General features: G+C 63.3%; 16 protein-coding genes. 6 read left to right on the top strand and 10 right to left on the bottom strand.

Annotated features, from left to right (window positions below):
- The 3 genes from Q0367_RS14110 to Q0367_RS14120 form a co-directional block, all read right to left on the bottom strand.
- Positions 1 to 248, bottom strand: a 248-nt coding sequence (locus Q0367_RS14110; RefSeq protein ID WP_298983002.1) for a hypothetical protein, incomplete at its 3' end; no start/stop codon positions are given.
- A 39-nt stretch (positions 249 to 287) separates the two neighbouring features.
- The gene (locus tag Q0367_RS14115) at positions 288 to 1,748 is read right to left on the bottom strand and encodes an LCP family protein (RefSeq protein WP_298983004.1); all 1,461 of its coding nucleotides are present in this window, start codon (positions 1,746 to 1,748) and stop codon (positions 288 to 290) included.
- Positions 1,749 to 1,883: 135 nt separating this feature from the next.
- Positions 1,884 to 4,256: a hypothetical protein gene (locus Q0367_RS14120; protein WP_298983006.1), complete on the bottom strand. Its 2,373-nt coding sequence runs from the start codon at positions 4,254 to 4,256 to the stop codon at positions 1,884 to 1,886.
- 179 nt (positions 4,257 to 4,435) lie between these two features.
- Here Q0367_RS14120 and Q0367_RS14125 point away from each other — a divergent pair, with 179 nt between their 5' ends.
- The 4 genes from Q0367_RS14125 to Q0367_RS14140 all read left to right on the top strand — a co-directional run bounded on the left by Q0367_RS14125 (position 4,436) and on the right by Q0367_RS14140 (position 7,524).
- Entirely contained in the window at positions 4,436 to 4,798 is a 363-nt protein-coding gene (locus Q0367_RS14125) for a hypothetical protein (RefSeq protein WP_297634310.1), read from the top strand.
- Positions 4,799 to 4,887: 89 nt separating this feature from the next.
- Entirely contained in the window at positions 4,888 to 5,520 is a 633-nt protein-coding gene (locus Q0367_RS14130) for a YigZ family protein (RefSeq protein WP_298983009.1), read from the top strand.
- A gap of 45 nt (positions 5,521 to 5,565) precedes the next feature.
- Entirely contained in the window at positions 5,566 to 6,456 is an 891-nt protein-coding gene (locus Q0367_RS14135) for an ROK family protein (RefSeq protein WP_297634303.1), read from the top strand.
- A gap of 12 nt (positions 6,457 to 6,468) precedes the next feature.
- Positions 6,469 to 7,524 carry a UDP-glucose--hexose-1-phosphate uridylyltransferase gene (locus Q0367_RS14140; protein WP_297634300.1) on the top strand — a complete coding sequence of 352 codons (1,056 nt, stop codon included), beginning with the start codon at positions 6,469 to 6,471 and terminating at the stop codon, positions 7,522 to 7,524.
- A 222-nt stretch (positions 7,525 to 7,746) separates the two neighbouring features.
- Here Q0367_RS14140 and Q0367_RS14145 read toward each other — a convergent pair whose 3' ends face one another.
- Genes Q0367_RS14145 through Q0367_RS14175 form a run of 7 tightly spaced genes read right to left on the bottom strand, consistent with a single transcriptional unit; the run spans position 7,747 to position 16,163 of the window.
- Positions 7,747 to 9,240: an AAA family ATPase gene (locus Q0367_RS14145; RefSeq protein ID WP_297634297.1), complete on the bottom strand. Its 1,494-nt coding sequence runs from the start codon at positions 9,238 to 9,240 to the stop codon at positions 7,747 to 7,749.
- 58 nt (positions 9,241 to 9,298) lie between these two features.
- Entirely contained in the window at positions 9,299 to 10,723 is a 1,425-nt protein-coding gene (locus tag Q0367_RS14150; RefSeq protein ID WP_297634294.1) for a deoxyribodipyrimidine photo-lyase, read from the bottom strand.
- A gap of 10 nt (positions 10,724 to 10,733) precedes the next feature.
- Positions 10,734 to 11,687: an L-lactate dehydrogenase gene (locus Q0367_RS14155; protein ID WP_297634292.1), complete on the bottom strand. Its 954-nt coding sequence runs from the start codon at positions 11,685 to 11,687 to the stop codon at positions 10,734 to 10,736.
- Between the two features lie 16 nt (positions 11,688 to 11,703).
- A complete protein-coding gene (locus Q0367_RS14160) occupies positions 11,704 to 13,257 on the bottom strand; it encodes an NAD(P)/FAD-dependent oxidoreductase (RefSeq protein WP_297634289.1) in 1,554 nt (517 codons plus the stop codon).
- A gap of 1 nt (position 13,258) precedes the next feature.
- Positions 13,259 to 13,723 carry a hypothetical protein gene (locus Q0367_RS14165; RefSeq protein ID WP_297634286.1) on the bottom strand — a complete coding sequence of 155 codons (465 nt, stop codon included), beginning with the start codon at positions 13,721 to 13,723 and terminating at the stop codon, positions 13,259 to 13,261.
- A 4-nt stretch (positions 13,724 to 13,727) separates the two neighbouring features.
- On the bottom strand, positions 13,728 to 14,726 hold the full coding sequence (locus tag Q0367_RS14170; protein WP_297634283.1) for a TIGR01777 family oxidoreductase: 999 nt from the start codon (positions 14,724 to 14,726) through the stop codon (positions 13,728 to 13,730).
- A 3-nt stretch (positions 14,727 to 14,729) separates the two neighbouring features.
- Positions 14,730 to 16,163, bottom strand: a complete 1,434-nt coding sequence (locus Q0367_RS14175; RefSeq protein WP_297634280.1) for a MerR family transcriptional regulator — start codon at positions 16,161 to 16,163, stop codon at positions 14,730 to 14,732.
- A 220-nt stretch (positions 16,164 to 16,383) separates the two neighbouring features.
- Between Q0367_RS14175 and Q0367_RS14180 the strand changes: the two genes are divergently transcribed.
- On the top strand, positions 16,384 to 17,319 hold the full coding sequence (locus Q0367_RS14180; RefSeq protein ID WP_297634277.1) for a squalene/phytoene synthase family protein: 936 nt from the start codon (positions 16,384 to 16,386) through the stop codon (positions 17,317 to 17,319).
- Between the two features lie 203 nt (positions 17,320 to 17,522).
- Positions 17,523 to 19,643: an NAD-dependent DNA ligase LigA gene (gene ligA, locus Q0367_RS14185; protein WP_297634274.1), complete on the top strand. Its 2,121-nt coding sequence runs from the start codon at positions 17,523 to 17,525 to the stop codon at positions 19,641 to 19,643.
- Positions 19,644 to 19,717: the final 74 nt, after the last annotated feature.

Genomic DNA, 19,717 nt, shown 5'->3' on the forward strand with positions numbered 1-19,717 from the left:
TGCAGGAGCACGATGGCTCGATCGGTCTGTCGTCCGTGTGTGAAGAGCCTAGCGGCGCACTCAGGACGCATGCCCGGAGCGTGCTCAGCTATCTGGGATTGGGCGGCTTCTACGGCCGAGTCAAAGTCTTTCTGAGGACGCGCTGCGGGAATGTCCAGCAGGGGAGGTTGCCGCCACAGGCGCTCGTACCCTAGATAGCCCGCCGCTGCGCCGACGATGAGCCAGCCCACCTTACTTGCCTTGCCCATGGTCCTGTTCACTCGAATAGCTTATTTCTGCATGCATCGCTACTGAAGGAGTGCAAGCACGTCGCGTCCCACGACGATGCGAATGTCAACCGGCGCCGACGCCGCCAAACCGTTAATCTGCGCCTGGTCTGCATCCAGATTCAATTGGCTGGAGACCATGGCCGCCACACTGTCCGCCACTCCGTAGTTGATGACGATGGTCTGCAGGTAGTCGCTGCGATCGGCCTGACCGATCGAGGTGATCTGCCAGCCTCGGCGTTGCAGAAATTCTGCTGCACGCACCGCCGCCTCCGGCTGTGCGGTGCCGTTGAGAATTTCGATGCGCACAGAAGCCGGATTGGTCACCGCAATCTTTTCGACCCCAGGCGGCGCATCGATGGCGGCAAAGAATGCGTTGAGCGCCGTGCGTACGCGCGCGCGGTCGGGCAGCAGGATCCATGCGCCTTCGCTGCTGAAGGTCTCTTCGCCGTAGCGATTATCCAACACCAACTGTTCGATATTGCCTTGGCCAAGCTCCTGCAGCCGTCCGGCCAGCTCGATGGCCAGTGGAATCGGCACGTCCGTCTGAACGCTGTTTTGCATGGTCATGAGCAACTGCGGCGCTCTCGTCAGAAGTTGGGGGAGCGCGCCGGCGTCCAGCACCTGTTTCACTGCGGCGCGAATGACGTCCTGTTGGCGACGGGCGCGTCCGTAGTCGCTGTCGCCGTGTCGGGTGCGCACATATTTCAGCGCCGTCTCCCCATCCAGACGGTGCACGCCGGCGTCCAGGTGAAAGGTCTCAACGCCGTAGTCCGGCGTAGGATATTCCTCATCGTGGATCGTATAGGGCACTTCGACCGTGACGCCGCCGATCAGGTCGATCAGCTGTCGGAAGCCATCGAAGTTCACGCGGACGTAATAGTCAACCGGTCGACCGACGAAGCTGCTGACCGTGTCTTTGATCAGCTGCGCTCCCCCGCCGGGGTAGCCGCGCAGCTCGCCGAGCATGTACGCCGTGTTGATCTTGGTGGTGACGCCTAGCGCCGGAATCGGCACCCATAGGTCGCGCGGCAGCGAAAGCATGCCGACGGCGCCTGTGTTGGGGTTGAAGGAGAGCAGAATAATGGTGTCGGTGCGGGGCGGCCCGTACTCATCGGGGCGTTCATCGGTGCCCAACAGCAGGATGTTGACGACAGGCTGCTCGGCAGGCGCATCTGCGCGCTCGTTCGGGTCGGCCGCCGACGCCGCCGGCTGCCCCTCCACGGGCGCACTCACTTCTGGCTGCACGGCGTCGTTGACCTTCACCGGTTTCACGATTTTGTCCAGCTCGAACAAGATCGACGAGCGGACCACGCGCTGCTGCGCCCAGTCATGCAGATGCACGCCGGCGACAATCGCCAAGATTAAAACAAAGAACCCATACGCAATCGTCACGCCGATCGCCAGGCGAGAAGCGCCCTCCTGTGCGTTCTCTCCCGACGAGGAAACAGGCGTCGGATGCAGACGAAATTGCTTCGACATATCATTGCGAGTATATCAAAGCCAATCCTCACCGACAATTCAGATGGGCGTTGGAATCAAGGTTGAACAAAAGGGCGCGGCGTCGTCGATCTTGCGGAGAAGCTGCTTCTGAGGGACGCTGGCCATCCTCTTTCGTCAACGAGGCAATCTCTCCTGAAACAGATTGTTTCCTGCCAGAAGATACTGGACGTTGTGTGCACGGTCGACAAAGATCGCTCTGAGATTGCGTAGGGGGGCGCCTTCGGCGGCCTGGAACTGTTCCAGGTAGGCGCCGCTCTCTTTGTCGAACACCAGAATGCGCTCCAACAAACGATCGACCAGATAGATGGCGTCGTCGCCGTCCTGGCCCACCCACAGATCGGTTCCCTCCGATGGGGAGGGGATGCTGTTGTCCAGCCCAAAGGGGAGCTGCTCGCCGGAGCGATAGCGGACCACCTTGCCGTCTTTGTAAAGCAACCAGATGTCCCCGTCGATACGCATGGCCGCCAGATTCGAGAGGTTCACCAACGCTGGAGCCTGAAACCAGGCGATCGGATTGCTGTAACTGCCCGCTTCATATCGATAAATCTGATTGGCCCCTTCGTCGGCCACGTAGAGGCGTCCCAGATAGGTCTCAATCTGCGTAGCCTTGATCCACTGCGGCCCATCGCCGAAGCGCACGAGCGAAGCGCCGTCCACCTGATGGTTGTAGCGAAAAATGTGGTTGTTGTCATCCAGCACGAGCAGGCTGGACTTATCGTCGTAGCCGGGGATCGGCGGCTGCCAGGCAAGATCGATGGGCGCGCCGACGGCGACGCCGCCTACGCTCTCACCCATGCGCAGGACAACCTGCGCCTCAGAAGTGGTCAGGCTCTCACCGTCAGGCCCCAGTCGGTAGTAAAGAATCTCATTGCGCCCGGCGTCCAGCACGTAGATGTCCGGGCCGATCACCATCAGTTGCTGCGGCGCTCGCTCGGGCGGAAAGGATATGAGGGGGAGCGTCAGCCCGTACAGGAAGGTGATGCGTTCGACGGCCATGCGATCGCGCTCGATCAGTTGCATCAGCTCGGCGCTGCGCTCGGTGCGTCCGCGGATTTCCTCGGCGCGACGCACGAAGGCGGCGGCTTCGGTCAACAACGTGCGGGCGGCTGTGGCGTCCTCCTGATCGAGCGCTTGCACAGCGGTGGCGTAGCGCGCCTCCGCCAGCTTGACCAACTGCTCGGCTTCTGCGGCGCCCACGGCGGCCTGCCGCCAGTACAACGTCCCGACCACGGCCGGAATCAGACATAACAAAATGACGGCGAGGGTGATGAACAGCCGCGCACGTCCGCCTGTGGCCGGCGGCGGCAGGACAAATGGCTCCGGCGCCGGGCGCACTTTGGGCCGCGGAGAAGAGGGCGACGCATAGGCGCCGGCGCTTGTCGCCTCCGCCATCAGCGGCGTCGTCAGCGTGGGGTTGCGCTCCGGCAACATGCTTGCAACAAATGCGCGCAACCCTTCCAGACGATTGACCACCTCGGCCGCCAGGCTGGCCCTCGGCCGCTGTTGCGCAGCGCGTGGAGCTGACGCCGCCGCTTTTACCTCCACTGAAGACTCATCTGAAGAAAGCGTCCGGTCAAAGATCGCCTCCGTTTGAGTGCTTTCGGGTGCGCCAGGATGCGGCGTGGGCTGCCTGAATGAAGCGGCGTGTGCGTCTTCTGTCGGCGGCGCGTCGGGCGCGCGAATCACGGGCGGCGATGCGTTGAGCGCCGTGGGCAAGCCGCCGGCGGATCGATCCGTCGGCGGCGCAGCCCCTTCACTGCCGGAGTGTGCAGGCGGCGGCGAAAGCGGAGCCGAAGGAGAACCAGGTTCGATCACCATGATAAACCCCGGCGCATCGCTGCGGCCGGCTTGGTTGCGTAAACCTTCGGCGGCGTCGATGCAGCTCTCCGCCTCCACATAGGCGGCGGTTCCGGCAAGCATGCGCACCGGGACCAGGTCGAGCCACACACCGCTGGCCGCCAACATGGCGGCGCCGGCGCCGATCTTCTGACGGTGCAGCGGCCATAAGGTCAGCGTCGCTTCCTCGCCTTTCTGGTGGGCCGCCAGACGGTCGGGCGGAAAAACGCTCACCGAACCGTCCTCGTTGGTCACCAGGGCGAAGGCGCTTCCCACCCCCATCAACGCCAGCCGGTCCGCCAGGATGCCGACGCAGACGACGCCCGCCCGCCAGGGCGTGGAAAGGCGCTCCACCTCCGCCGCAAGGATCGCCTGGGCGCGGCGCGCCGTCTCTGAGATCACGTGCGATTGTGTGCCGCGTTCCGAGTAGTAGGTGCGCTGCATGGCGCTGAGGACGCGCTCGGTCAGGAGCTCGACGTTCGGTAGACCGTGGAGATCGACAAGGGCGCAGAAAGCCCCGCGTTGCGCTTGCGGCGAACCTTCCACCGGCACGATGACGCGGACGCCGGTGGAGACTTCATCACTTCCTTCGGCCAGGTAGGAGACGTAGATCGGCATGAGCGGCTGAGTGATCGCTGGTCTGTTGTTCACTTGCATGAATTGTAGCGTGATGGAGTATTCGTGTCAACGTGAATCGCAGAGTTAAAAACGTGGCGCACCGTTTCTTGGTGCAGTTTTGACAGGATTGCCTCTTGCGCCGCCTCTGATTTCGTGCTATTACGTAACCAATTGAAACGATTGAACTCAGTGACCGAAAGGATTTTGGGATCATGGCAGCACTGTGCGTCGAATGTGACGCGGAGCTCAATTTGACGGGGCGGGTGCGCCTCGGACAGCGCATCGTCTGCCCGAACTGCGGCATCCAGCTGGAGATCATCAGCCTCCGCCCGATCGAGGTGGATATTGCCTACGACGACAGCGAGGAATGGGATGATTTCGATGGGTACGGCGTGGAGGACGAGGAAGACCTCGACGATCTCGATGAGCTGGCGCGTCTGGAGGGTAACCACCTGAACGATGAATTCGATGACGAGTTCCTGGATGAGGACGAGTTTGAGAAGGATGCGTTTGACGACGAATTCGACGATTTCGACGAAGAAGATGAGGACGTAATCGGGCGCCCTTCGTATTGATGATTCACCGCTCGCCAGGTTCACGCCATAGGACGATTCAGCGTTTTTCCTGTCCCCTGGCTGTGACCGGTCGTCTGCATCCGATCCTCATGGCTTCACGGTACCTTGTTCCAGCGACGGTGTGGCGTGTCGAAGAGGAGATCAAGCGCAGCCGCTTTATTACGACGATCGGCTATGCGCCGACCGTGGAGGAGGCTCGTGCATTCATTGCGTCGGTGCGCCAGGAATTCGCCGACGCCAATCACAATTGTTGGGCCTACGTCGTCGGGCCGCCCGGCGCCACCGCTCAGATCGGCATGAGCGACGACGGTGAACCGCACGGCTCCGCCAGTCGCCCCATGTTGACCGTCCTTCTTCATTCCGGCGTCGGAGATATTTGTGCCGTGGTGACCCGGTATTTCGGCGGCGTGCTGCTCGGCGTAGGAGGGTTGGTGCGCGCCTACAGTGGCGGCGTGCAACTGGCGCTGTCCACTCTGCCCACCCGCGAGCGCGTGCCCACTGCGCTGCTAGACGTCCTTCTCGACTATAGCGCCATCACGCTTTTGCAACGCCTTTTGCCCGCTTATGAAGCCAGCATCGTCGAGCAGGAGTTCGGCGTCGACGCCAGCTTCCGCATCCGGCTGCCTTTGAACCAGCTCGACGCCTTTCGCAATGCGCTCACTGAAGCGACCCATGGCCAGGCGCTGCTGGAGGTGGCGCCGAGCGAAGAAAATGCGTTATAAAGTCAAAACCATCCGATTCAAATCAAAACGAGCAGGGAGAAAAAAATGGCTTTGTATGGTGGAATCGAAGCGGGCGGCACCAAGTTTGTCTGCGCTGTCGCCGGCGGACCCGACGACTATCGCGATGAGATTCGCTTTCCGACGACCACCCCTGAAGAGACGCTGGCGCAGGCAATCGACTTCTTTCAAGCGCATCATCGACGCGAACCGTTGCAGGCCATCGGCGTCGCCTGCTTCGGCCCGATCGATCCCAATCCCGCCTCCCCCACCTTTGGCTACGTGACGACGACGCCCAAGCCCCACTGGGCGCACACGGATGTCGTCGGTCGGCTGAAGGCGGCGCTGGGGCTGCCGGTCGGCTTTGACACCGATGTCAACGGCGCGGCGCTGGGCGAACATCGCTGGGGCGCGGCGCAGGGGTTGAACACCTTCGTCTATCTGACGATCGGCACCGGCCTGGGCGGCGGCGCCATGGTGAACGGCCGGCTGCTGCATGGCCTGATGCACGCCGAAATGGGACATATGCGCATTCCCCATGACCGGACGCGCGATCCCTATCCCGGCTGGTGCTCCTATCATGGCGACTGTTGGGAGGGGTTGGCGGCCGGGCCGGCCATCGAAGGCCGCTGGAAGACGAAAGGACAGAATCTGCCCGCCGACCATCCCGCCTGGGCGTTGGAGGCGCACTATCTCGCCCTCGGCGTGGTCAACATCATCACGACCCTTTCTCCGCAACGCATCATCATGGGCGGCGGCGTGATGGATCAGCGCCATCTTTTCCCGTTGCTGCGTAAAGAAGTGCAGGAACTGCTGAACGGCTACATTCAGAGACCCGAAATCACCGAAGCGATCGATCAGTACATCGTGCCTCCTCTGCTCGGCAGCCGGGCCGGAGTGTTGGGGGCGATTGCACTGGCGATGGACGCTGCACGGTAGACAGGAGGCGCAATGACCACCGTTCCTTTCGACCCGACCGAACATCCGCACCGCAGACGCAATGCGCTCACGGGCGAGTGGGTGCTCGTTTCTCCCCATCGCACCAGGCGGCCCTGGCAAGGCCAGGTGGAGAAAAGCGCACCGGAGACGCGCCCCGCCTACGATCCCAACTGCTATTTGTGTCCCGGCAACGCGCGCGCAGGCGGTCGACGCAACCCTCATTACACCACCACTTTTGTCTTTGACAATGACTTTGCGGCGCTGCTGCCGGATGGCCCGCGCGGGGAAGTGGGCGTCGGCGAGCTGTTCCAGGCGCAGGCGGAGACCGGCATCTGCCGCGTGATCTGTTTCAGCCCTCGTCACGACCTCACGCTGCCGGAAATGGAGCTGGCCGATGTGCGTCGCGTCGTCGATGTATGGGCGGAGCAGGTTGAAGAGTTGGGCGCGCGACCGGACATCAACTACGTGTTGGTCTTTGAGAACAAAGGCGCCATCATGGGGTGCTCGAACCCTCATCCGCACGGTCAGATTTGGGCCAACTACACCGTGCCGGTGGAGCCGGCCAAAGAGGACATGCAGCAGCGCCTTTACTTCGAGCGCCACGGGCGGCCGCTCTTGATCGACTACCTGGCGCAGGAGTTGGAGACCGGAGAGCGCGTCGTTTTGCAAAATCGTCACTGGGTCGTCGTCACACCCTACTGGGCGGTGTGGCCCTTCGAGACGCTGTTGCTGCCGCGCCGGCATACGCTCGCCCTGCCTGAACTCAGCGGAGACGAACGCGATGCGCTGGCCGACATTCTCAAACGGCTGACCATTCGCTACGACAACCTCTTTGAAACGAGCTTCCCGTACAGCATGGGATGGCACGGCCAGCCAACGGACGGGCAGCGCTATGCCCATTGGCAGCTTCACGCGCATTTCTATCCGCCGCTGTTGCGTTCGGCCACGGTGAAGAAGTTCATGGTCGGCTATGAGATGCTGGCCATGCCGCAGCGCGATATCACCGCCGAACAGGCGGCCGATCGTCTGCGTCAAATGAGCGAGGTGCATTACAAGCAGTCAACGTAGTCTGCAAAGGATCTGCAGCCTTTTCCCCTCTCCCAGCCTTGGGAGAGGGGGCAGGGGGTGAGGGCCTGCCACGGCTCCTGGACTTGTCGAGGGCCTGCGGCTGCGAGCCGCAGCTACGAGGAAATCGGTGCATTTGTGTAGGCGCAGCTCTTCTCCCCCTCTCCCAGCCTTGGGAGAGGGGGCAGGGGGTGAGGGCCTGCGGCTCGCCGTGGGGAGAGCGCGTCACCGAGGGGCGCTTGCCATGCGCGCCCGTTGGCGCGCCCACGCACGCAGCGCCTCCAGTTCCTCGCGCATCATCGTGCTCAGCGGCACCGTCTCATTGAGCACCTCGAGCAGGTCGTTCATGGTCAACGGGCGGTTGGCGTCGAAGGCTTCGTACAAGCCGGCGATGACAGCCTGCTCGATTTCGGCGCCGGATAGCCCCTCGGAGGCCATCGCCAGCGTGGTGAGGTCGAACTGGTTGGGGTCGCGGTTGCGCTTGGCCAAATGGATGCGCCAGATGTCGGCGCGTTCGGCGGCGTTGGGCAGGTCGACGAAGAAGATTTCGTCGAAGCGCCCCTTGCGCACCAGCTCCGGCGGCAGGTTGGAAATGTCGTTGGCCGTGGCCACGACGAAGACAGGCTTCTGCTTCTCCTGCAGCCAGGTGATGAAGCTGCCGAAGACGCGCGCAGCCGTGCCTGCGTCGCTGACGTTGCTCGACCCCACGCCGGAGAAGCCCTTTTCGATTTCATCCACCCAGAGCACCGCCGGCGCCACGCTCTCCGCCGTTTTGATCGCCTGACGCAGATTCTCTTCGCTCGACCCGACCAGCGACGAGAAGAGGCGACCGGCGTCGAGCCGCAGCAAGGGAAGCCGCCACATGCTGGCCACCGAACGCGCGATCAGCGACTTGCCGCAGCCCTGCACGCCCACCAGCAAGATGCCCTTGGGCGCAGGCAGGCCGAATGCACGCGCCTCGTCGGTGAAGGCGCGCACCCGCTTGCGCAGCCACTCCTTGAGCGTGTCCAGCCCGCCGACGTTGTCGATCAGCTCGGTGTTGTCATAGTATTCGAGCAGCCCGCTCTTGCGGATGATCTGTTTTTTCTCGGCGGTGACCGCCTCGACCGCGCTGCTGCCGAGCACGCCGCCCGCCTGGACGATCGCCTTGGCCAGCGCGTTGCTCGCCTCCGTCTCGGTGAGGCCCAGACACGCCTGCACCAGCCGCGCCTGCTGCCGTCGATCCAGGCTGGGATCGACGCGATTGGCGCTGCGCAGCTTGTTGACGACCCCTTCCACCAGCGCCTGCAGCTGCGCAGCGTTGGGCAGTTCGAAGTCGATGACCGTCACCTCTTTCTCCAGTTCAGGCGGAATCTTGAGCACGGGGCCGAGCAGAATGACCGTCTTGGCGCTGGCGCCCAGCGCAAAGGCAAGCTCGCGCAGTCGGCGCACGACCACCGGGTCTTTCAGGAAAGGATGAAAATCGCGCAAGACCCACAATCCTGCTTCCGGATCGTCCAAAATCGTCTTCAGCAGCGCAAGCGGATCGCGGCGGCTGGCGTCTTCGCGCGCGGGCGCGGCCGGATTGACGAGGCCGACCGTGGCGCTCCAGAGCAGCAGCCGTTTGCGCTGCTCCTGCGCCAGCGCCTCGATCTCCTGGAGAGCACGCTGCTCTTCCGCCGTCACCACCCAGAGCAAGGGATAGCGGGCGCGGATGTACAGGTCGAGTTCGTCTTTCATGTTTGTTATCGTAGCACAACGCCGATAATTCAGAGGAGAAGAGCGCAGGGAGAACGCGTTAATCCGACCGCACGCGCCGGTACGCCTCCAGCACGCGTTGGCGCGCAACGGCGTGGTCGACGATCGGTGCAGGATAGTCCTGGCCGATGATGCAGCCTGCGCGCAATTGCTCGCTGCGCGGCATGCGCCATGGCTCGTGAATGTATCGCTCAGGAACCAGGCGCAGCTCCGGCGCCCAGCGCCGGATGTAGACGCCCTGCGGGTCAAATTTCTGGCCTTGCGCCGTGGGGTTGAAGATGCGGAAATAGGGCGCTGCATCGGTGCCGACGCCCGCCGACCACTGCCAGCCGCCGTTGTTGGCCGCCAGATCGCCGTCGAGCAGCATCTGCATGAACCACTTCTCTCCCCAGCGCCAGTCGATCAGCAGATCTTTGACCAGGAAGGAGGCGACCGCCATGCGCGCCCGGTTGTGCATCCAGCCGATCGTCGCCAGCTGGCGCATGGCCGCATCGATGAAGGGGTAACCGGTCGCTCCGGCGCACCATGCGGCAAAGTGCGCCGGGTTGTTCTCCCATGCGACGGCGTCGTAGGCGCGATGAAAACAACCCTGCACTACATGCGGGAAATGATAGAGGATCGAGTAGTAGAAGTCGCGCCAGATTAGCTCGGTCAACCAGCTTTCGGCGCCTGCGCAGTGCTCTGGAGTAGGGGCCGATTCCATGGCCTGATAGGCCGCCAGCGCCGCCTGTCGCGCCGAGAGCATTCCAAAGCGCAGATAGGGCGACAGCATCGAGGTGCCGTCGAGTGCGGGAAAGTTGCGCGCCTGGGCGTAGGCGTAGATAGGGGCGCGGTCGCCCGTTGTGAAGCGACGCAGCCGCGCCTGCGCCTCCGCTTCGCCTGGAGGAAAGAGCGCAGCGACATCCAGGCGAGGTTGCTCTGGAAGAGGCTCCCCTGCGATGCTTTCGGGAACGGAGAGGATGCGGGGGGCGGGCAGGATCTCCTGCGGCGTCACCGGCGGATGGCTGCGCCAGCGTCGGCTGTACGGCGTAAAAACCGTGTATGGCGTCCCATCGTCTTTCAACAAGGCGTCGGGCCTGCGAATGGTCAGGCCGTCCGTGAGCACGAGGGGGACCGGCAGCGCACGCGCCACGGTCTCGTCTCTGCTTCGGGCGTAGGGGGAATAATCGCGCTCGGCGTATACGGCGCGCGCGCGGCTTTCCGCCGCCAGCCTCGCCAACGTTGTGGCGGGTTCGCCGCAGCGGACGATCAACCGCCCGCCGCGAGCGCGCAGATCGGCGTCGAGCGCAGCCAGGCCGGCGAAAAGGAACGCCTTGCGCCTTTCCCCCACCCGAGACGAATTCAACAGATGGGGGTCGAGCACAAAACAGGGGATGATCTGAGCGGCGTTCTCCAGAGCGGCCGCCAGCGCCCGGTTATCTGTGAGCCGGAGATCGCGGCGAACCCACCAAATCGCCGTAGACATGACTTGCCTTTCAAAGGCCCAGGCTCGTGATGGCGTCGCGCACGATGGAGGCGCTGCGCCGGAGCGCAACTTCCTCCTCCGGGCTGAGCGGCTGCGGGAAAGTTGCGAGCACCCCTTCGCCGCCGACGAGGCGGGGCAAGGCCACGGTGACGTCGCGCACGCCCGCCACCTCCTCCGTCGGCGCGCAGACGGTCAGGATCGAGCGCTGATCTTCGATCACGCTTTCGACGATGCGCGCCAGCGCGCTGCCGATGCCGTAGTAGGTGGCGCCTTTGCCCTCGATGATCACGTAGGCGGCGCGGCGAACCTGTTCGTCGATTTCGGCGCGATCGGCGTCGGAGAACTCGATGCCGCGCAGCCGACAGAAATCGTTGAGCGGCGTGCCGCCGATGGTGACCTGCGACCAGACCAGCACTTCCGAGTCGCCGTGTTCACCGACGACGTGCGCATGCACGTGCTGGGGGTCCACGCCGAGTTTGCTGCCAAGCAAAGCCCGGAAGCGCGCCGTGTCCAGCGTCGTGCCGGAGCCGAAGACGCCCTGCACGGGCGCGCCCAGTTGTCCGGCGATATGCGCAGTCAGGTGCGTCATGATGTCGACCGGATTGGTGGCGACGACGAGCCTGGCCTGCGGCGCGTGCTCCAGGACGCGGGGCACCACGTCGCGGAAGACGGCGGCGTTGCGCTCCAGCAGTTGAAGACGCGTCTCTCCAGGCCTCTGATTGACGCCGGCGGTGATCACCACCACGCGACAACCGGCCAGCTCTTCATAGTCTCCGGCATGGATGTACATTGGGTGCGCGAAGGGCACGGCGTGAAAGATGTCGTTGGCTTCGGCTTGGGCGCGTTTCTTGTTGATGTCGACCAACACGATTTCACGACCGACGCCGCGCATCACCATGGCGTAGGCCGCCGTCGAGCCGACAAAGCCGCTGCCCACGACGCCGATCTTTCCTCGAAGCAGCACGAAGATTTCTCCTTTCTCAAGCAGCCTCTGAAGCAGGGGCGTTTGCGGCGCTCAGACGATGGGCCGCAACTGCGTCCGGCGCGCCTGCCTCCGCCAGTATAGCACGCGCCACGCGCAATCCGCCCAGCGCCACGGCGGCGGTGGACTGCCCGGGAAAGATGCTGTCGCCCACCATCCACAGAGAGCGATCGAGGCGCGGCCCCCAGGTGCGGAAGAGGCTCGTCTGCGGAAAGCCGCCGACCCACCCGCGCATGCGCCGCGTGAAACGCTGAAAGGTGACAGGCGTGCCGGGCAAGATCAGGTCGGCGTGTGCGCGGAGGCCGGGCAACACGCGCTCGGCGCTGCGCAGGATGCGTTCAAGGTAGTGCGCCTTGCGTTGCTCGTAGCGACGGCGGTCGAAGCGGAAGAGCTTCCACCACGGGTCCAGGGCGGTGTGGGTGCTGATCGTCAAGGCGCGGCGGCCCCTCGGCGCTCGGCTCTCATCCCAATCCGGGCTAAGCGAAAGGAAGATGCTGTTGCCTTCGCCCAACGGCTCGCGCTCGATCACCTGATGATGCAGCGGCGCGTCCGGCTCGACGATGCCGGCGTCGAAGCCCACGTAAACGGTGAAGGCGCCCCAGCCGGGCTCTGGGTTTTCGGGCAGGCGACGCAACGCTTCGGGTGCATGATCTCCCATCAGCCTGGCGATATTCCACGGCGGCAGGTTGGCGACGACGGTGCGCGCCGGAAAGCGCTCCCCGCGCTTTGTCACGACTGCGGTTGGCTCGCCTTTCTCGTAGACGATGCGCTCCACCTCCTGGCGCAGCAGCACTTTGCCGCCGTGTCGCCGCACGGCGTCGACGAGCGTCTCGGCGATGGCGCCGATGCCGCCTTGCAGGTGGACGACCCCGCGGCGCGGCAGGTCAAGCGCCGCAGCGCCGTAGAGGGCGTTGGCGTAGGCGCTCGTGGTCTGGGCTGCAATCAGCAACTGGGCGTCGACGAAGAGGCACAACGCATGCGGCGCATTTTGCAGATGAGCAGCGACAGGGCGAAAGGCGTCGGCGAGCAACGGAGGATGGAGGCGGCGTCGCAGGTCGGCGGCCAGCCACGCCAGCCCGTCGCGCACCAGGGAGGCGACTTCGCCAGGGCTCTGGGGGGGCCAGGCCGGCGCGCGCAGCGCCAGGTCCCAGAGTGCGTCGGCGCAAGCTTCCTGCCAGCGAAAGAAGGTCTCTCCCGTCTCGCCGAACGCACGCCTGTATTCCTCCCAACGCCGCTCGTCGCCGTAGCGCGCGATGGTTTGCCCGTCGGGCAGATGCACGACCATGGCCGGCTCATCGGCGCGCGCAGGCCAAGAGGCAATGTCGAGCGCTCTCGCCACGATGTCCATCGGCCCGCCAGGGTAGAAGCCGCCCGCCAGCGTGGCGCCGGCCTCGAAACGGTAATTTTTGTGAAAGAAGGTTCCTGCACAGCCGCCGGGATAGACGTGCGCCTCTAACACGGTGACGTCGCAGCCCGCTTTAGCAAGCAAGGCGGCCGTGGTCAATCCGCCGACGCCTGCGCCGATGACGACGATCGGCTCCAGTTGAGTCATGTTATGCCCTCGCCAATGCTTTCATTTTATCTTCGAGAAGGCGCCGCGTCTTCCAGCCGCGGTAGGCGAACAGGAGCGGCAGTCCTAGCCACATGCCCAACCCGATGAGTTTCCAGAATGCGTTGGGGTGGAGCGTGGCGTCGACTTCATCGAGCACCGCCGTGGTTTCATCGTCGACCGCTGTGAAGGTGTGTCGATGCACCCAGGTTGCGAATGGGCCGCTGAGCTGGCGGTCGACGAAGCTGTTGGGCGTCGTCTGCTCAATCCGCGCCACCCAGCGGATGGGCAAGGGGCCGAGCCATAGGGTGAAATCCATGCGGTCGCCCTCCTGCAGCGTTTCCGGCGCAGCGTGGACGCGCACCCGAATCGGCGGCGGCGTGATGGCGCCCATGCTGGCCGACCGACGATGAAAGTCCGCCACGACGGCCAACGGCGCTTTGACCACAAAGCGGTGAGCATAGCGCATGCGCTTACTCCTTGCCTGCCCGGGCTGGCTCAGCTTGTTTTTCTTCAGAAGATGGTTCGCTCTTTGTGGCCGCGCTGCTGGCGGGCGAGGGCTTCCCTAACAGCTCTTGCAACGCAGCGCGCGCAGTTTCATATTTGAACTGGAAGTCTAGCTCCAGCAACCGCTGCGGCACGGCGCGCTGCCCCTCGAGCAGGATCATCGCCATCTCGCCGAAGAGAAGTTTCAAGGCGAAGGCGGGCGCAGGCAGAAAGCTCGGGCGCCCGAGAATCTCACCGATCAGCTTGCTGAACTCCTTGTTCGTGATCGGATTGGGAGCGCACAGGTTGAACGGCCCCTCCGCCTTCTCATTGGCAATCAGAAATTGAATGGCGCGCACCTGGTCTTCGATATGAATCCAGGGATACCACTGCTTGCCGCTTCCCACCGGCCCGCCGATAAAAAGCTTGAAGGGCAATAGTTGCTTGGGGAAAGCGCCGCCTTCCTTGCTCAAGACGACGCCGGTGCGGATGACGGCGCGACGCACGCCGTGTTTCTTGGCAGCTGCAGTGGAGGCTTCCCAGTCGAAACAGACCTTGGAGAGAAAGTCGCCGCCGGGTGAAAAACTTTCGGTCACCTGGGCGTCGCCGGTGCGCGTGCCGTAATAGCCGACTGCAGAGGCTTGAATCAGCACGCCCGGTTTTTTCGAGGCGGCGGCGATCGCCTCCATGACGGCTTTCCCGGCGTTGATGCGACTCTGGCGGATCTCTTGTTTACGCTCTCGAGACCAGCGCTTGTCGGCGATGCCGGCGCCGGCCAGGTTGACGATGGCGTCGGCGCCATCCGCCAGCTCGCCCCATCCTTCTGCGCTTTTGCCGTCCCACTTTTGTAGTTTGACGCCCGCGGGAACATTTTTCGCCTTTTCCGGCGCGCGCGAGAGCACGATGACTTCATGGCCTTCTGCAGCCAACGCCTGGCTGAGCGGTCGGCCAATCAGACCGGTTCCTCCGGTGAGAATCACGCGCATTGCTCACTCCTCCTTCCTTCTCGATTCCTTGTTTCCCGCAATTGCTTGTTTGATCCACTGCCGTTGCGCCTGGTCGGGCATCTCCCGACCGAGCAGGCGCGAAAACCATTCAAGCACAACGAATCCCGGCTCTCCTAAATGACGGATGCATGCGTCGTAGTAAGCGTTCAAGTAGTGTTCGAGCGCCTCCGGAGGCATCTGATGATGATTGACCAGCAACCCCTCGACCCAGTCAATGTCTGGGTTGAGAAAGTCCATGTCGCCCAAGGTCAGCGCAGCGATGATATTGCGCCCAAAGCTTTGGTTCGCTATGGCCAGCAGCCGTTTGGGAATAACGTTCTCCATGCGCGCCCAGATTTCGGCTTCGATGCTCGCCTGACGCGAACGGAAGTGATCGAGCGCTTCCTTGTAGTCGTAGCTGACCTGACGCTGCGCAGGGACCGGGCGCAGGTGCGCCATGATGTGTTCTATCTGGCTGACTACATTTTCTAAGGTGTCGCCAAGATAATGACCGGGGATCACTTCAGGTAGCGTCGACGCCTCTGTGAAGACCAGGCCGCCAAACGCCAGCGGCACGCGTTCCCTAAAGAGGGTCTCGGCCATTTCCAACAGGCTGGCGGCGGTGTAGAGCTGTTGGGCGGTCAACACCACCAGGCTGGGGCGCACCGTGGCGAGCGTCGCCTCCAGGCTGCGCAGCGGCACGTTGGCGCCCAGATAGACCACATCCCAGCCGCGACGGCGCAACAGAAGTGAGATGAGCAAGGGCACGAACGTATGCTCTTCTTCGGGCGGACAGGCCACCATGATGCGCCCAGGGCGAGTCGGTGCAGGCGTCGCAGCCAACAGCGCCTCCATGCGTCGAACTGCAAGCGCGGAAGCAAAGTGCTCTTGTTGCACAGTGACCTTTCCCTCATACCACCCGGCGCCGATCTCGCGCAGCCCCTTTTGAATCAGGTCAAGACACACCGTCTCCGCCGGAAACAGCGCAAAGGCCTGGGCGAGCAATTGCTCGGCCCGAAACTCATCGAAATTCAGGCAGGCGTTGATCCAGGCTTCGCGCATGGAGGCGACGGTTCCGGTTTCACCCAGTCGCCCGACCTCGATCCCCGCGTGAGTAGGGCGGCTCTCAAAGGGGCGCAGGTCATGACGCTGCGCGCCCGGCGCAGCGTTCACCTCAAAGGGATTTTTCCCTTCAGCCTCCAGGCGATGCAAAAGCTCGATCGCCCGGCTGATGCTCATGCCCTCGTTTTGGCGTTCGACCAGCCATTTTAAGACGTCGATATCGTATTGTGAATACAGGCGGTGCCCGCTTTCGGTGCGTTGCGGCGTCGGCACTCCGTAACGCCGTTCCCATGCGCGCAATGTGTCGGCCTTAAGTCCTGTCTCCTGAACCACCGCCTTCAGGTTGTAGATGGGTGTTTTATCGCTATGAGTCATCGTTTTTTACCTGTCGATAGGCCTCTCAGAACATTCTTTCCATGAGCATAACACAGACTTGCAGTATTGTCAATCATTTGCATAACCTTTTTCTAGATTAATTCTGGATATTATCTGGACAAATGTGGTTTAGATTCCTTGACAGGCTGGATCGGATGTGTTAAGTTTTGCGGGGATGTCAATTGACCAACCACATTCGACGCGGTCGAAAGGAGCCAGCATGCAGCTACAGCACGCCTGGGAGCGCACTCTGCTCAATCTCGCCTATGAAGCCCTCTCCAGTGATCCACCAACGACGACAAGGTCGTTCGATCCGGTGCTGTTGGCGCACTCGTATCAACATTGTGAATCGATCACGGCGGTCAATAGCCGATCCTTTCATCTGGCCTCCCGTCTCCTGCCTCCCGAAAAGCGGCGAGCTGCACGGGCGCTGTATGCATTTTGCCGCATCAGCGATGACATCGTCGATCGTGATCAAGGAAATGCCCGAGACCAGCTGCAACGCTGGCGTCAGCGCGCCACCTCCGCCCATCCTCCTGAGGACGACCTGGTCGCCATCGCCTGGGCGGACACCAGGCTGCGCTTCCAGGTGCCGATTCGCTATGCAGAGCAGTTGATCGACGGCGTGGCGCGTGATTTTCAGCCCGTGCGCTACGAGACTTTTGAGGAGCTGGCCGCCTATTGCTATGGCGTCGCCTCCACTGTAGGGCTGATGAGCATGCACATCATCGGGTTTTCAGGTCCGGAGGCGATCCCGTACGCCATCAAACTGGGCGTGGCGTTGCAGATGACAAACATCCTGCGCGACGTCGGCGAGGACTGGCGCGCCGGTCGTCTGTATCTCCCCCTGGAGGACCTGGCGCGTTACGGCTTGAGTGAGGAGGACGTCGCCGCCGCCCGCGTCACCACGCGCTGGCGTAGTTTCATGCGTTTTCAGATCGAGCGCAACCGCCGTCTCTACGACGAGGCGATGCCGGGCATTGCCTTGCTCAACCCCGATGGCCGTTTCGCCATCGCCGCCGCCGCCGACCTCTACCGCGGCATCCTCGATGAGATTGAACGCAACGACTACGACAATTTCAATCGCCGCGCCGTCGTCTCTACAGGTCGCAAACTGCGCATGCTGCCCGGCGTCTGGTGGCGCAGCCGTTATTGAGAGCATGAGAGGTGGAGAGGTGGAGAGCGTGAGAACTCTCCCGCTCTCCCCCTCTCCCGCTCTCCCGCTCTCCGCCTCTCCCGTTCTCCACCTCTCCCGCTCTCCACCTCTCCGCCTCATCTTGCCAAAAATCCCCTTCCCCTTTAGCATGGAGTCAAAGGCAGGTTTTGATGGAATGATTGCGCATGCAAAAAGGGGCCGCTATGACATCTGACCTTCTCACAGACGCGCACGCCGTCGTTGATCCCGATCTGGCTGAACGCGCCGCGCGCCTGCGGGAGCTGATTCGTTATCACCAGTATCGTTATTACGTGCTCGATGACCCGGAGATCAGCGACCAGGAGTTTGACGCGCTGTTCAACGAGCTGGTCGCCCTGGAGACTGCGCACCCCGAGCTGCGCACGCCGGACAGCCCCACCCAGCGCGTGGGGGGCTTTCTCGCCGACCGTTTCGAGAAGACGCGGCACCCTGCGCCGATCCTGAGCCTCGCCAACGCCTTCAGCCCAGGCGAGCTCTATGCATGGCGAGACCGCCTGCATCGTCTGTTAGACCCGGCGGAGCGCGCACGGCTTGCTTACGTATTTGAACCCAAGTTTGATGGGTTGACGGTGGTTTTGCATTACGAAAATGGCCTCTTCACGCTTGGCGCCACGCGCGGGGACGGCGAATATGGGGAGGTGATCACGGCCAACCTGCGCACCGTGCGTTCCTTGCCGCTCAAAATTCCTGTCAGACAGGACGTTGGCCTTGCGGCCCCGGCGCGGCTGGTGGTGCGAGGCGAGGCGTACGTCGACAAGGCGGACTTCCAGCGCTTCAACCAGCTGCAGATCGAGGCGGGCGAACGCCCCTACGCCAACCCGCGCAACTTCGCCGCCGGCAGTCTGCGCCAGCTCGATTCGAGCATCACCGCCACGCGGCCGATCAAGCTCTGGGTCTACCAGGCGCTTATCGTCGAAGGAGGGCCGGCGCTCGCCAGCCATTGGGAGGCTCTGGCCTATCTTCGCTCGCTCGGCTTTCCGGTCTGTCCCCTCAACCAGCGCTTTACGGACGAGGAATTCGACAAGTTGGCGGCCCATGTCGAGTCGTTTGGCGAGCGCCGCCACGATCTACCCTATGAGGTGGATGGCGCCGTGATCAAAGTTGATGCGCTGGCGCTGCAGGAGAAGCTCGGCTTCACCGGCAAAGACCCACGCTGGGCGATCGCCTATAAATACGCGAGCGAAGAGGCGATCACCACGCTGCTCGACATCGTCGTCAACGTGGGGCGCACCGGCGCAGTCACGCCCAACGCCGTGCTCGAACCGGTGCAGATCGGCGGCGTGATCGTCAAGAGCGCCACCCTGCACAACGAGGACTACATTCGCGACCTCGACATCCGCATCGGCGACAAGGTGGTGGTGAAACGCGCCGGCGAGGTGATCCCCAAGGTGCTGCGGCCGCTGCCCGAGCTGCGCACCGGCGCCGAGCGCATCTGGAGCATGCCGAAGCAGTGCCCGGTGTGTGGCGCGCCGCTGGTGCGACCGCCAGGAGAGGCGGCCACCTACTGCGTCAACAACGCCTGTCCGGCGCAACTGGTGCGCGCAGTGGAGCACTTTGTGAGCCGTCAGGCGATGGACATCGCCGGCTTTGGCATTCGCCAGGCGGAGCTTTTCGTGGAGCGCGGCTTTATCCGCGACCTGGCGGACATCTATCAGTTGCCTTGGGACGAGATTCGCAAGCTGGAGGGCTATGGCGACAAGCGCGTTGAGAACCTGCGCACCGCCATCGAAGCCAGCAAAGACCGCCCCATTCACCGCCTGTTGACCGGCCTCGGCATTCGTTACGTAGGCGCAGTGGTGGCGGAGTTGCTGACGCAGCGCTACCACAGCCTCTTCGACCTGATGGACGCCTCCCCTGAAGCGCTGAGCGCCATCGAGGGCATCGGCCCCAAGATCGCCGCCAGCATTCACGCCTATTTTTCCGTGCCGGCCAATCGAGCGCTGATCGAAAAGTTCGCCCGCCTCGGCGTGCGCGTGGCGGAGAGGCCGCCCGCAGCGGTCGAACAGGCCGCCGGTCAACCGTTGGCAGGCCTCACCTTCGTCGTTACGGGAACGCTGCCCGGCTTCACCCGCACAGAGGTGGAGGAGTTCATCAAGGCGCACGGCGGCAAGGTGGCGGGCAGCGTCAGCAGCAAGACCAGCTACGTGGTCGCCGGCGAGGCTGCGGGCGGCAAACTGACCAAAGCGCAACAGCTCGGCGTGCCCGTGATCGACGAGGCGACGCTGCGGGCGATGGCGGAAGGGCGAGCTTTGAGAGCGGGAGAGGGGGAGAGCGGGAGAGGGTGAGAGCGGGAGAGGGTGAGAGTGGGAGAGTGGGAGAGGGTGAGAGCGGGAGAGGGTGAGAGTGGGAGAGTGGGAGA

It is taken from the genome of uncultured Caldilinea sp., assembly GCF_937128415.1.
Classification (GTDB): domain Bacteria; phylum Chloroflexota; class Anaerolineae; order Caldilineales; family Caldilineaceae; genus Caldilinea.